At 69.8% G+C, this 13,190-nt stretch carries 8 protein-coding genes; 5 read left to right on the forward strand and 3 right to left on the reverse strand.

The window, feature by feature from the left end; genetic code table 11:
* Window positions 1-73: 73 nt before the first annotated feature.
* The 3 genes from ACIP1U_RS10790 to phhA form a co-directional block, all read right to left on the reverse strand.
* Window positions 74-778, reverse strand: a complete 705-nt coding sequence (locus ACIP1U_RS10790) for a response regulator transcription factor (RefSeq protein WP_400314593.1) — start codon at window positions 776-778, stop codon at window positions 74-76.
* Window positions 779-927: 149 nt separating this feature from the next.
* Window positions 928-1,233 carry a 4a-hydroxytetrahydrobiopterin dehydratase gene (locus tag ACIP1U_RS10795; protein ID WP_029046489.1) on the reverse strand — a complete coding sequence of 102 codons (306 nt, stop codon included), beginning with the start codon at window positions 1,231-1,233 and terminating at the stop codon, window positions 928-930.
* A 144-nt stretch (window positions 1,234-1,377) separates the two neighbouring features.
* Window positions 1,378-2,313, reverse strand: a complete 936-nt coding sequence (gene phhA, locus ACIP1U_RS10800; protein WP_400314595.1) for a phenylalanine 4-monooxygenase — start codon at window positions 2,311-2,313, stop codon at window positions 1,378-1,380.
* Window positions 2,314-2,483: 170 nt separating this feature from the next.
* Between phhA and ACIP1U_RS10805 the strand changes: the two genes are divergently transcribed.
* The 5 genes from ACIP1U_RS10805 to ACIP1U_RS10825 all read left to right on the forward strand — a co-directional run bounded on the left by ACIP1U_RS10805 (window position 2,484) and on the right by ACIP1U_RS10825 (window position 13,180).
* Window positions 2,484-2,969, forward strand: coding sequence for an Lrp/AsnC family transcriptional regulator (locus tag ACIP1U_RS10805; RefSeq protein ID WP_400314597.1), 486 nt, complete (start codon window positions 2,484-2,486; stop codon window positions 2,967-2,969).
* A 131-nt stretch (window positions 2,970-3,100) separates the two neighbouring features.
* The gene (locus ACIP1U_RS10810) at window positions 3,101-9,202 is read left to right on the forward strand and encodes an alpha-2-macroglobulin family protein (RefSeq protein WP_400314598.1); all 6,102 of its coding nucleotides are present in this window, start codon (window positions 3,101-3,103) and stop codon (window positions 9,200-9,202) included.
* Window positions 9,199-9,903: a lysoplasmalogenase gene (locus ACIP1U_RS10815; protein ID WP_400314599.1), complete on the forward strand. Its 705-nt coding sequence runs from the start codon at window positions 9,199-9,201 to the stop codon at window positions 9,901-9,903. Before ACIP1U_RS10810 ends, ACIP1U_RS10815 begins: the two co-directional genes overlap by 4 nt.
* Window positions 9,903-12,167, forward strand: a complete 2,265-nt coding sequence (gene pbpC, locus ACIP1U_RS10820) for a penicillin-binding protein 1C (RefSeq protein WP_400314843.1) — start codon at window positions 9,903-9,905, stop codon at window positions 12,165-12,167. The genes ACIP1U_RS10815 and pbpC overlap by 1 nt, the downstream gene beginning before the upstream one ends.
* A 59-nt stretch (window positions 12,168-12,226) precedes the next feature.
* Complete coding sequence (locus ACIP1U_RS10825; protein ID WP_400314601.1) at window positions 12,227-13,180, forward strand: delta(1)-pyrroline-2-carboxylate reductase family protein; 954 nt, start codon at window positions 12,227-12,229, stop codon at window positions 13,178-13,180.
* Window positions 13,181-13,190 lie beyond the last annotated feature (10 nt).

Consider the following 13,190-nt stretch of genomic DNA (forward strand, 5'->3'; position numbering starts at 1 on the left):
GGCAGAAACAGGGCCGAGGATCAGGGCCGGGGATCAAGGCCGTTCGCGGGCGGCGCAAGCGGCAGGAACGCTTTCATTGGCCGGCGCGGATCTGCAGCAGGTAGCCGAAGCCGCGCACGGTCACGATCTCGACATCGCTGTCATCGAGCTTCTTGCGCACGCGGTGCACGTAGACCTCGATGGCGGTGTCGCCCACGGTATCGCCGCCTTCGCCGGCGGGGTGGGCAAAGGTGGCCAGGTGGTCCTGCAACTGCGCCTTGCTGACCACGCGGCCCTGGCGCTGCAGCAGCAGTTCTAGCACCGCGAACTCGCGCGGCGACAGTTCCAGCGGCCGGGCGTCGATGAACATGCGGCGGTCGTTGCCGGACAGGCGCAGGCGCCCCAGGCGCACGTCGCGCTCGGGCGCGGCCTCGCCGTGCTGGCTGCGGCGCAGCAGCACACGCACGCGCGCTTCCAGCTCGGGCAGGGCGAAGGGCTTGATCAGGTAGTCGTCGGCACCGGCGTTCAGGCCCGAGAGCTTGTCTTCCAGCTCGTCGCGCGCGGTCAGGATGATGACCGGGGTGGTGCGGTTGCGGGCGCGGTAGCGCGCCAGCAGGGTCATGCCGTCGATCCCGGGCAGGCCCAGGTCGAGGATGACCAGGTCGTGCTGCTCGCGCAGCAGGTGTTCGGTGGCATAGACGCCGTCGTGGACGACGCGTACCTGGTGGCCGGCGCGGGACAGGCCGGCTTCGACGCCGCTGGCAATCTGGCGGTCGTCCTCGATCAGCAAGATACGCATGGCGGCTCGGGCAGGAGGTTGGGCATGGCTGGAGAAGGGCCCATGCAGCACACGCTGGTGCGGGCCTGCCGCAGATTGTACTAGGCGCGGACGGCTGCTTCCTTACGCTTTGCCTACATCCGCCCGGATATCTGCTGCCGCGCCGGGTCTCAGTCCGGCACTACCAGCGCCGCGGCGGCGCGCTCGATAAAGTGGGCCAGGTCGATGTCGCGCTGCGTGAGGCCGTTGGCGTCGTGGGTCGACAGCGTGATGTCGACGCGGTTGTAGACGTTGAACCACTCGGGATGGTGGTCGGCCTTGTCTGCCTGGATCGCCACGCGTGTCATGAAGCCGAAGGCGGCGTTGAAGTCGTGGAAAGTAAAGCGCTTGAAGATCGCGTCGCGGTCCTGGACGGTGGTCCAGCCGGGCAGTTCAGCTAGCAGCGTGGCTCGGGCTTGCGGGGACAGAGGGGTCATGGTGGGCTCGATCTGGGTCTTGGGAAATCGGCAAGCAGCGTCCGGGGACGCCGCCAAAGCGGACAGCCGGCCCGCCCGCGCCGTGGCGGCGGGCATGCCGGCATTGTTTCACAAAGCGGGAAGCGGGGGCAGGCGCCCTTGGCGTCAGATGTCGTCGGTGTTGGCCCAGCCTTCGCGGGTGCCGACATGGATCACCTTATCGCCCGGCACCACGTCGCCGGCGCCCAGCGTGGGCTGCGCACGCAGTTCCTGGTACAGCGGGGCGAAGTCCGGCCGGGTCGCGTCGAACAGTTGCTCGAAGCTGTCGATCACGAAGTAGGTCTTCTGGAAGGTGTCGATGCGATAGCGCGTGCGCATGATGCGGCGCACGTCAAAGCCGATCCGGTTGGGGCTGGCCGAATCCAGGCTGTAGATCGATTCGCCCTGGCTCGACAAGATGCCCGCGCCGTAGATGCGCAGCCCTTGCCCGGTACGGATCAGGCCGAACTCCACCGTGTACCAGTACAGGCGCGACAGCATGTCGAGCGCGCCCATCCCGGCCGCCTTCAGGCCGCCCTTGCCGTAGGCCTCCATGTAGTCGGCAAAGACCGGGTTGATCAGCAGCGGCACGTGGCCGAACACGTCGTGGAAGCAGTCCGGCTCCTGCAGGTAGTCCAGCTGCTCTGGCTTGCGCATCCACCAGCTGGCCGGGAAACGGCGGTTGGCCAGGTGCTCGAAGAACACCTCGTCCGGCACCAGCCCGGGCACGGCAACAACCTGCCAGCCGGTGGCGCGCATCAGGGTTTCGTTGAGCTGGCCGAAATCCGGCACGCGATCCTTTTCCATGCCCAGCGTGGCCAGGCCTTGCAGGAATTCGTCGCTGACCCGGCCCTGCAGCATCGACGCCTGGCGCTCGTACAGCTTGCGCCAGATGGCGTGGTCGGTGCTGGTGTAGCGGTGCACCGGCTGCTCGATGGTGAAGTCAGGGCGCAGCGACTGGCCGGACAGCAGGCCTTCGTCGAACTGTTCCCGCAGCTTGTCGGTGAGGGTGCCCTGGAAGGCGGCGGGGGCTTCGGTGGGGGCCATGGCGGGTGTGGACATGGGTTTGTGTCTCCTGTTATGCGTGATCGCTGCGGCGCCGTGCAGCTTGAATGCGGATTCACTGCGTAGTTTAGTGAGGGTATGCCGCATATACACCGCAAAATCAGCTTGTCTTGGACCAATCGTGCGTGTAGCGTGCGTGATGCGACTAATCAATGCGGAATTTGTGTATGACTGCCATAAGCGCCTCTCTCGATCCTTTCGATCTGGCACTTCTGGCCGCTCTGCAGGCAGACGGCCGCTCCACCCACCAGCAGCTGGCCGAGCGCGTGCACCTGTCGCCGAGCCAGGTCGGGCGCCGCCTGGCGCGGCTGGAAGCCGACGGCGTCATCACCGGCTACCGCGTCAGCCTGTCAACCCAGGCGCTGGGGCTGGGCGTGCTGGTCTTTATCAGCGTCAAGCTGGCGCACCACGGCGACACCATCGTCGAGCGCTTTCGCGAGGAAATCCTGCTGCTGGAAGAGGTGCAGGAGTGCTATTCGGTGGCGGGCGAGGCCGATTACCTGATCCGCGTGGTCGTGCCGGACCTGCCCACATTGGCGGAATTCACCATGAAGCGGCTGATGCGGGTGCCCGGCGTGGAGAGCGTGCGTTCCAATATCGTGCTGACCGCGATCAAGTGCGAGGGGGCGCTGCCGTTGTCGCACTTGCGCTGAGTCGGCACTGATTCCGCGTTGAATCTTTTCCCGGGGCGCCTTGTGGGATTGCGTGCCAGTCTTGCACTCCTGTGGCGTGCGTGTCACCCTCGCCGGGTGCCAGAAAGTGGCGGAAAAGGGAGGATGGCAGGATGAAGGGAATCGTCGCCGGAGCCGATCGGAACCTTGGCAGGAGGCAGCCAGCGCGCGCATCAAGTGCTGCGGCATTGGCGCTCGGCGCCGCGCTCGTGCTGCTCGCCGGCGTCCAGCCCGCCGATGCCGCCCAAGTCACCCGCTTTTCACCGGAAGGTACAGTGGGGCAGGTCAGGCAGGTGGCGATCCGCTTTGACGAGGCCATGGTGCCGATGGGCGATGTACAGGCCGCCGCGCCCGCCGCGGTGTCCTGCACCGGCGCCAGTACCAGCGGCCAGGCTCGCTGGGTGGATGCCAGGAACTGGGTCTACGATTTCGCCAGCGATCTGCCGCCCGGGGTGCGCTGCAGCGTGCGCATGCGCGCCGGGCTGAAAAGCGTCGCCGGCACCGCCTATGCCGGCAAGCCGGAATATCGCTTCGAAACCGGCGGCCCGACCGTGATCGCCAGCCGGCCGTCCGGCGGCGAGATCGAGGAAGACCAGGTCTTCGCGCTGCGCTTCAACGGCCCGGCCACGCCGGCGTCGGTACGCGAGCACGCCTGGTGCCAGGCGCAAGGGCTGGGCGAGCGCATTCCGGTGCGGTTGCTCACTGGCAAGGAACGCGACGACCTGCTCGAGGCAATCCACTGGAGCAAGCTGGCCAAGCCGGCGCCCGATGCTGTCCATCTGCTTGCCTGCCAGCAACGGTTGCCGGCCGCGGCGCGCGTGCAACTGGTGCTGGGCGCGGGCATCGCCACACCGTCGGGGGTGGCCACGCGCGACGAGCGCCGCTTCGACTACACCGTGCGCGAACCCTTTACCGCTAGCTTCAGCTGCGAGCGCGAGCACGCGCAATCGCCATGCACGCCGCTGCGGCCGATGTCGGTCACGTTCTCGGCCCCGGTGCCGCGCAAGCAGGCCGAGCACGTGGTGCTGAAGACGCCGTCCGGCCCGCGCGCGCCGCAATTCGATCCCGACCTGGCGCCGGACGCCAGCGTCAGCGCATTGACCTTTGCCGCGCCGTTCGCCGAGAGGGCGCAATTCACCATCGAGGTACCGAAGGACCTGAAGGACGACAGCGGCCGCACGCTGTCCAATGCCGACCTGTTCCCGCTCAAGGTTGCCACGGCGTCCATGCCGCCGCTGGCCAAGTTCGCCGCCGCGCCGTTCGGCGTGGTGGAGCGCTTCGGCGAACTGCCGCGCGGCAAGTCGCCGGCGGATTATCCGCCGCTGTTGCCGGTGACGCTGCGCAATGTCGAGGCCGATCTTGCCGTGCGTGGCATCCAGGCGCGTGCCGGCACGGTAATGAAGCTGCGCGTGGACGACGATGCTGCGGTGATGCAATGGCTGGGCCTGGTGCGCCGCATGCATGAGTCCAGCTATACCCGCGGCGAGCTCGACGCGGTGCTGGCGGGCCGCTCGCCCTACCGCGTGAACAATCCGCGCAACGCGGTGTCGATCGAGACGCGCTCGGTGTCGTTGCTCGAGCGCGCGCCCGGCGTGCAGAAGCTGGCCGTACCCAAACCATCGGGCGACGGCCCGCGGCCGTTCGAAGTGGTCGGCATCCCGCTACCCGAACCAGGCTTCCATGTGGTCGAGATTGCTTCGCCGATGCTGGGCGAGGCACTGCTAGGCAAGCGCGCGCCGATGTATGTGCGCACCGCTGCGCTGGTGACCAACCTGGGCGTGCATTTCAAGCTGGGACGCAGCCTGGGCAATGAGGACGACGGCAGCCGCAGCGGCCTGGCGTGGGTCACGGCGCTCGACGACGGCAAGCCAGTGGCCGACGCCGCCGTCGCGGTGCGCGACTGCAGCGGGCGCCTGCTGGGCGAGGGCCGCACCGACGCGAGCGGCGTGGTGCGCTTTGCCAGACTGGAAGCCGTGCCGGAATCGAATTGCGACCAGAACGGGCTGTCCGGCTATTTCGTGTCGGCGCGCATCGCCGCCGGACATCCGCAGGCGCGTGGCAAGGCCGACATGGCCTTCGTGATGTCGGACTGGAACCGCGGCATCGAGACCTGGCGCTTCAATGTGCCCACTGATACCAGCATCGCGCCGACGGTGCGCGCGCATACCGTCTTCGACCGTACCTTGCTGCGCGCCGGCGAGACCGTGTCGATGAAGCACCTGATCCGCGCCGAGACCGCGCAGGGCTTTGCCTTGCCGCCGGCCAGCCGCCCGCTGCCGACGCGCATGGTGATCCGCCACGACGGCAGCGGCCAGACCTACGAAGTGCCGCTGCAGTGGCGCCAGACCGCCACGGGCGGGCGCAGCGCGGAAAGCACGTTCCAGGTGCCGCCCGCGGCCAAGCTCGGCGTCTATACCGTCGAGCTGGAAACACAGCAAACGCAGCAGACGCAGCAGGGTGGGGGCGCGAACGGCCGCAACGAAGGCTCGCGTACCTATCCCAGCGGCAGCTTCCGCGTGGAAGCGTTCCGGCTGCCGGTGCTTGCCGGCACGCTGCAACTGGCCGGCAAGGCCGGCGCCGCGATCGCGCCGGCCGAGCTGCCGGTCGGCGTGGAAATCCACTATCTGTCGGGTGGCGGCGCGGCCGGCTTGCCGGTGCGCGTATCGGCGCTGCTGCGCGACAAGAGCGTCAGCTTCCCCGGCTATGACGAGTTCTCGTTCAACCCCCCGCGTCCGCAGCGCGAAAGCGCCAGCGGCGACGAGGAAATGGATGACGCGGACCAGGCGGACAATGCCGACAGCCAGAAACTGGTGGCGGACAAGCTGCCGCTGACGCTGGACAAGAACGGCAACGGCACCGTCACGCTGCGCAAGCTGCCCAAGATCGACGCGCCGCGCGACCTGGTGCTCGAGGCCGGCTTTGCCGACCCCAACGGCGAGATCCAGACGCTGCGCCAGACCGTGCCGCTGTGGCCGGCCGGCGTGGTGGTCGGCATCCGTACCGAAGGCTGGGTCTCGGTGAAGCAGAAGCTGGCGGTGCACGGCGTGGTGCTGGATCTCAACGGCAAGCCGATCGCCGATGCCCCGGTCAAGCTCAATGCGCGCGCGCGCATCACCACCTCGGCGCGCAAGCGCGTGGTCGGCGGCTTCTACCGCTATGACAACCGCACCGAGACGCGCGAGCTTGGCACCGTGTGCGAGACCCGCACCGATGCGAAGGGCCGCGCGCGCTGCGAGGTGGCGCTGGAACAGGCCGGCCAGGTCGAACTGGTGGCAAGCGCGCGCGACAAGGAGGGACGCACCGCGCAGGCTGCTTCGACGGTATGGGTCACGCGCCAGGGCGAACTGTGGTTCGGCGGCGAGAACCACGATCGCATCGACCTGCTGCCGGAGAAGAAGTCCTACGCGCCGGGAGACACCGCGGTGTTCCAGGTGCGCATGCCGTTCCGCCACGCCACCGCGCTGGTGGCGGTGGAGCGCGAGGGCATTTACCAGACCCAGGTGGTCGAGCTGCATGGCAGCGATCCCACAGTGCGCGTGCAGGTCAAGCCGGAGTGGGGGCCTAATGTCTACGTCTCGGTGCTGGCGCTGCGCGGGCGATTGCATGAAGTGCCGTGGTATTCGTTCTTTACCTGGGGCTGGCGCCAGCCGGGCGAGTGGTGGCGCGCCTTCCGCAGCGAAGGCCGCGAATACGCCGCGCCGACGGCACTGGTCGACCTGTCCAAGCCGGCCTTCCGGCTGGGGCTGGCCGAGATCAGGGTGGGCAATGCCGGCCATCGGCTCGATGTCACGGTGACCCCCGACAAGACCACCTATCCGGTGCGCGGCAAGGCGCGCGTGGCGATCCAGGTCAGCTTGCCCGACGGCAAGCCAGCCGCCAACGGCGAAATCGCGCTGGCCGCGGTCGACCAGGCATTGCTGGAGTTGATGCCCAACACCAGCTGGGACCTGCTTGACGCCATGCTGCAGCGGCGCGGCTATGGCGTGGAAACGTCGACCGCGCAGATGGAAATCATTGGGCGCCGGCACTACGGGCGCAAGGCGGTGCCCGCCGGCGGTGGCGGTGGCAAGAGCCCGACGCGGGAACTGTTCGACACGCTGCTGCTGTGGAACCCGCGCGTGCAGCTCGATGCCGAAGGCCGCGCCAGCCTGGAGGTGCCGCTCAACGATTCGCTGACCAGCTTCCGCATCGTCGCCGTGGCCGACCTGGGCGTGGGCCGCTTTGGCACAGGCAGTGCCACCATTGCCGCCACGCAGGACCTGCAGGTGATCTCCGGCCTGCCGCTGCTGGTGCGCGAGGATGACCGCTACCGCGCCATGTTCACGCTGCGCAATACCACCAAGCGCGCCATGACGGTGCAGGCGAGCGCGCGCGCCACGCTGCTCGGCAGCGACGGCACGCTGCCCGCGCAGACCGTGCAGATTCCCGCGGGTGAAGCGCGCGAGATTGGCTGGGACGTGACCGCGCCCACGCTGCTGGCGTATGCGCGCAGCGGCACCGTGATGTGGGAAGTGCAGGCGAGCGAGCAGGGCGGCGGCAACGCCGGCGACCGCATCAAGGTCTCGCAGCAGATCGTCCCCGCTGTGCCGGTGACGGTGCAGCAGGCCACGCTGGCGCAGGTGGCGCCGTCGCTGTCGGTGCCGGTCAAGGCGCCGCCGGGGGCGCTGGCGGATCCTGCCGGCAAGGTGCGCGGCGGGCTGCAGGTGAACTTCCAGTCGTCGCTGGCGGGCGGCATGCCGGGCGTGCGCGAATGGTTCCGAAACTATTCGTTCACGTGCCTGGAGCAGCGTGCGTCTAAGGCGATCGGCCTGAACGACACGGCCGCGTGGGAGGCGCTGATGACGCAGTTGCCGTCGTACCTCGACGCCAACGGGCTGGTTTCGTACTTCCCGCTGGCTTCGGATAGCGACTACGGCAGCGAGGTGCTGACCGCTTACCTGCTGGCGGTGACCGACGAGGCCGCGCGCGCCGGGTTGGCGCTACGCATTCCCGACGCGCAGCGCGCGCAGATGGAGCGCGGACTGACCGACTTCGTCGAAGGCCGCATCCGCCGCGACAGCTGGTCGCCGGTGGGTGGCACGCAATACCTGGAGGCGCGCAAGCTGGCCGCGCTCGAAGCGCTGTCGCGTACCGGCCACGCGCAGGCACGTATGCTGGATGCGATCCAGGTCCTGCCGGCGCAGTGGCCGACCTCGGCGCTGCTCGACTGGACGCTGCTGCTGACGCGCATGGCCGATATCCCGCAGCGCGAGCAGCGGCTGGCCGAGGCGCAGCAACTGCTGCGCTCGCGCCTGATGGTGCAAGGCACGCGGCTGGCGTTCTCTACCGAGCGCAACGACAACTGGTGGTGGATGATGGCCGGCGGCGATACCAACGCCGCGCGGCTGCTGGCGCTGGCCGCTGAACTGCCGGGCTGGAAGGAAGATGCGCCGCAGCTGGCCACTGGCCTGATCGGCCGGCAGGTGCGCGGTGCCTGGGGCACCACCACCGCCAACGCGTGGGGCATGCTGGCGGTGACGCGCTTTGCGCAGGTGTTCGAGAAGACGCCGGTGGCGGGCAGCACGCGCGTCTCGGTAAGCAACGCTGCCGATACCACGCGCAGCTTCGACTGGGCGCGCGCGCAGCGCAACGACGGCGTGGCGCAGGGCAGCGTCGACCTGCCGTGGCCGGCAGGCGCCGACGGCGTGGCAGGCGGCACGCTGCAGGTCGAGCAGGCCGGCGCCGGCCGTCCGTGGGCGACGGTGCAGGCGCTGGCCGCGGTGCCGGTCACCGCGCCGCTGGCCGCGGGCTACCGCATCAAGCGCACCGTGACGCCGCAGGAACAGGCGGCGTCGGGCAAGTGGTCGCGCGGCGACGTGTACCGCGTCAAGCTCGAGATCGATGCGCAGGCCGACATGACCTGGGTGGTGGTCAGCGACCCGGTGCCCGCCGGCGCCACCATCCTCGGCAGCGGCCTGGGCCGCGATTCGCAGATCGCCACGCGCGGCGAGCGGCGCCAGGGCGTGGCCTGGCCGGCCTACACCGAACGCACGCCACAGGCGTATCGCGAGTATTTCGGCTACCTGCCCAAGGGCATGGTGTCGGTCGAGTACACGGTGCGGCTGAACAACGCCGGCGAGTTCTCGCTGCCGCCGTCGCGCGTTGAGGCGATGTATGCGCCCGATGTGTACGGCGTGGCGCCGAACGCGCGGCTAGTGGTCGGGGCACGCCCATGAGCTGGATCGCGCTGAGCATGCCGGCGCGGGTGCGCGAGTGGTGGCTCGCGGGCGCGCTGGCGGGCGTGATCTATGGCGCCTTGCTGGTGCAGGTGTCGATGGAGCTGCCAGAAGGCGCGCCATTGACCGGGCAGATCGCCATGCAGCCGCTGTGGAAGACCGCGATGGCGCTGCTGCTGGCGCGTGCCGCGTGGTTCCACCGGCCGCTGCCGGAACGGCGCTGGCTGGTGACGGCGCTGGTGTGCTCGGCCATCGGCGATTTCCTGCTGGCGGTGCCCGCGCTGTCGTTTTCGTTCGTGGGCGGGCTGGGTGCCTTCCTGCTCGCGCACCTTGCCTACCTGCGGCTGCTGGTGCCGCTGGCCGGCGACCTGCGCCCGCACCGGCTGATCGCATGCGGCGCCATGCTCGGCGTGGCCGGGACCATGCTGGGCCGCTTCTGGCCCAATCTCGGTACGCTGGCGGCGCCCGTGTCGCTGTACGTGGGCGTGCTTGCGGCGATGGCGTGCAGCGCGCTGGTGGCGCGGCTGCCGACGCCGCTGGCGGCGCTGGGCGCGCTGTGCTTTGCCGCATCGGACATGATGATCGGCATCGCGCGTTTCCTGGTGCCGTTCGAGACTTTCGCGCTGGGGATCTGGTGGACCTATGCCGCGGCGCAGGTGCTGCTGGTGGCGGGTATCGTGTCGGGACGGTCTCAGTCATGATGCGGCGCACCGCGCGACTGGCCTGGCTGGCGCTATTGCCGCTGCCGCCGCTGCTATGGAGCGGCCACGCAGCAGCGTTGCCGACCTTCACGCAGGTGCGCGACGACTGGCGCAGCGCCGACGTGGTCGTGCTGGACCGCCACGGCGAGGTCGTCGGGCGGGTACGCGACGACTTCCACGCGCGCCGCGGCGACTGGGTCACGCTGGCGCAGGCTTCGCCGGCATTGCGCACGGCCATCGTGCTGTCGGAAGACAAGCGCTTCTATGCGCATAGCGGCGTCGACTGGCAGGGCGTGGCCGCGGCGGCATGGGCCAACCTGTGGAATACGCGCACGCGCGGTGCCTCGACGCTGACCATGCAGCTGGCCGGACTGCTGGACGATGACCTGCGCCGGCCCGGCGCGGCGGCGCAGGGGCGCAGCTTTACGCAGAAGGTCGGCCAGGCGGCGGGCGCGGCGATGCTCGAGCGCAGCTGGAGCAAGGACCAGATCCTTGAGGCGTACCTGAACCTGGTGCCGTTCCGCGGCGAACTGGTCGGGCTGTCGGCGATGTCGCAGGTGTTGTTCGGCAAGTATCCGGAAGGGCTCGATGCGCGCGAATCGGCGCTGGCGGTGGCGCTGGTGCGCGCGCCCAATGCGCCGGCCGTGCAGGTGGCGCGCCGGGCCTGCGGCATCCTGCGCGAAATGCAGCTGCCGCGCCAATGTGAAGGGCTGGAAGGCTTCGCACAGCTGGCACTGCTGCGCACCGGGCCGGTGGCGCAGCGTAACGCCACGGCGTTGGCGCCCGCCACGGTGCAGCAGCTCGCCCCGCAGCTTGCCCCGCATCTCGCACGCCGCCTGGTCAGCGACGCGCGCGCGCAGCTGGCGCCGGGCGCGCTCATGCCCGCGCGCATCGTATCCACGCTCGATGGCCGCCTGCAGCGCGTGGCGGTAGCAAGCCTCGACCGGCACCTGCGCGAGCTGGCCGGGCGCCATGTCGAGGATGGCGCGGTGGTGGTGATCGACAACGCCAGCGGCGACGTGCTCGCCTATGTGGGTTCGTCCGGCGCGCTGTCATCGGCCGCGCAGGTCGACCACGCCGCCGCACTGCGGCAGGCCGGCTCGACGCTCAAGCCCTTCCTGTATGCGCAGGCGCTGGAGGAACGGCGCCTGACCGCGGCGTCGCTGCTCGACGACCGGCCGGTGAACCTGCCGGTGGGCGGCGGACTTTATGTGCCGCAGAACTACGACCACCGCTACGCCGGCTGGGTCAGCACGCGGGCGGCGCTGGCGGCATCGCTGAACGTGCCGGCGGTGCGTACGCTGGTGATGGTGACCCCGCACCGCTTCCACAAGCGGCTGGTGGCGCTGGGCCTGCCGCTGACCGAGGCGGGCGACTACTACGGCTACAGCCTGGCGCTGGGCAGCGCGGACGTGTCATTGCTGGCGCTGACCAATGCCTACCGCGCGCTCGCCGACGGCGGGCGCTATGCGCCGCCGCGGCTGCGCGAAGGTGCACCTGTTGCTGCGCCCGTCGCGGTCATGCAGCCGGCCGCGAGCTACGTGATTGGCGATATCCTCGCCGACCGTCACGCCCGGGCCCGCACCTTCGGCCTCGACAGCCCGCTGACCACGCGCTTCTGGACCGCGGTCAAGACCGGCACCAGCAAGGATATGCGCGACAACTGGTGCATCGGCTGGTCGCAGCGCTACACCGTGGGCGTGTGGGTCGGCAACGCCAGCGGCGCGGCCATGCGCGACGTTTCCGGGGTGTCCGGCGCGGCGCCGGTGTGGCATGAAGTCATGGAAGCGCTGCACCGCGCGCAAGGCAGCCGCGCGCCGGAGATGCCCGCGGGCGTGCAGCGCGTGGCCCTGAATTTCGATGATGGCCTCGAGCCCGCGCGGGAGGAGGTGTTTCTCGCCGGGACGGCCATCACGCGCGTCAGCGTTGGCAAGCCCGCGGCGGCGGGCGGCGCCGCGCCGGCGATCGCCAACCCGGCCAATGGCACCGTGTTCGCGCTCGACCCCGACATGCCGCCGGCGTCGCAGCGCGTGTGGTTCCAGGCGGAAGGCATCGCCGGCCAGTCCGCGCGCGCGGTTAGCTGGCGCATGGATGGCAAGCCGCTCGGCCGCGGCGCCGAGGTGGCGTGGCTGCCATGGCCGGGCCGCCATCAGGTGGAACTGCTCGACGCGGCGGGCAAGGTGGTGGACCGGATCGGCATCGAGGTGCGCGGCGCATCGGTGCGGGCGCCTTCCTCCGCGCCTTCCGAGGCTGCCAGGCGCTGACATCGCTGCGCGGGCCGTCCCGCATAATGACCGCTTCACCATCCAGCCGGAGCGCCCGCATGTCCCTGCTTCCTCTCGATGCCGCCAGCACCGCGGCCCGCCTGCCATATCCCGAACTGGCGCGCGCCATCGCCGACATGCTGGCCGAATTGCGCGACGGCACGGCCATGGCGCCGCCGCGCATCGCGCTGCCGGTGGGCGATGCGGAACACGGCGAGGGTACGTTGCTGGTGATGCCGGCGCGCAACCGCAACCTGGTGATGACCAAGAACATCACCGTGCACCCCGGCAACCCGGTGCGCGGGCTGCCCAATATCCTCGGCGAAGTGGTGGTGGCCGACGCGCATACCGGTGCGCGTCTTGCCATGCTCGACGGACCCACGGTGACCGGCCGGCGCACCGCGGCGGTTTCGCTGCTGGCGGCGCAATGCTTCGCCGCGCGCACCGATGGCGAACTGCTGATCGTCGGCGCTGGCGTGCAGGCGCTGACGCACCTGGAGGCCTTTGTCGCCGGGCTGGGCGTGCGCAAGGTGTGGCTGCAGTCGCGCACGCGCGGCAAGGCCGAGGCCTTGGCCGCGCAGGCGCGCACGCTGGGCGTCGACGCGGAAGTGACTGACACCGTTGCCGCGGTGCTGCCGCGCGTGTCGATGGTGGTCACGGTCACGTCCAGCCGCAGCCCGGTGCTGCCCGACCTGGACAGCGGCCTCTGGCGCGACGACCACTTCATCGCCGCGGTCGGTGCCTTCCGCCCCGACATGTGCGAGCTGCCGCCACAGCTGTGCCATGCGGCCGCGGACCATGGGCGCCTGCTGGCCGATACGCTGTTCGGCATCGAGGAAGAGGCTGGTGACCTGCTGCAGGCTGGCATCGACTGGGGCACCGTGCAGCCGTTCGAGACGGCGATCTTGCAGGCGGATGCCATCCGCGCGCGCGGTGGCAGCCCGCTGGTGTTCAAGAGCGTGGGCTATGCGCTGTGGGACCTGGCGGCGTGCGTGCTGGCCAGTCGCGCCTGACGCCGGCCGA

It is taken from the genome of Cupriavidus sp. NPDC089707 (assembly GCF_044748965.1).
GTDB lineage: Bacteria > Pseudomonadota > Gammaproteobacteria > Burkholderiales > Burkholderiaceae > Cupriavidus.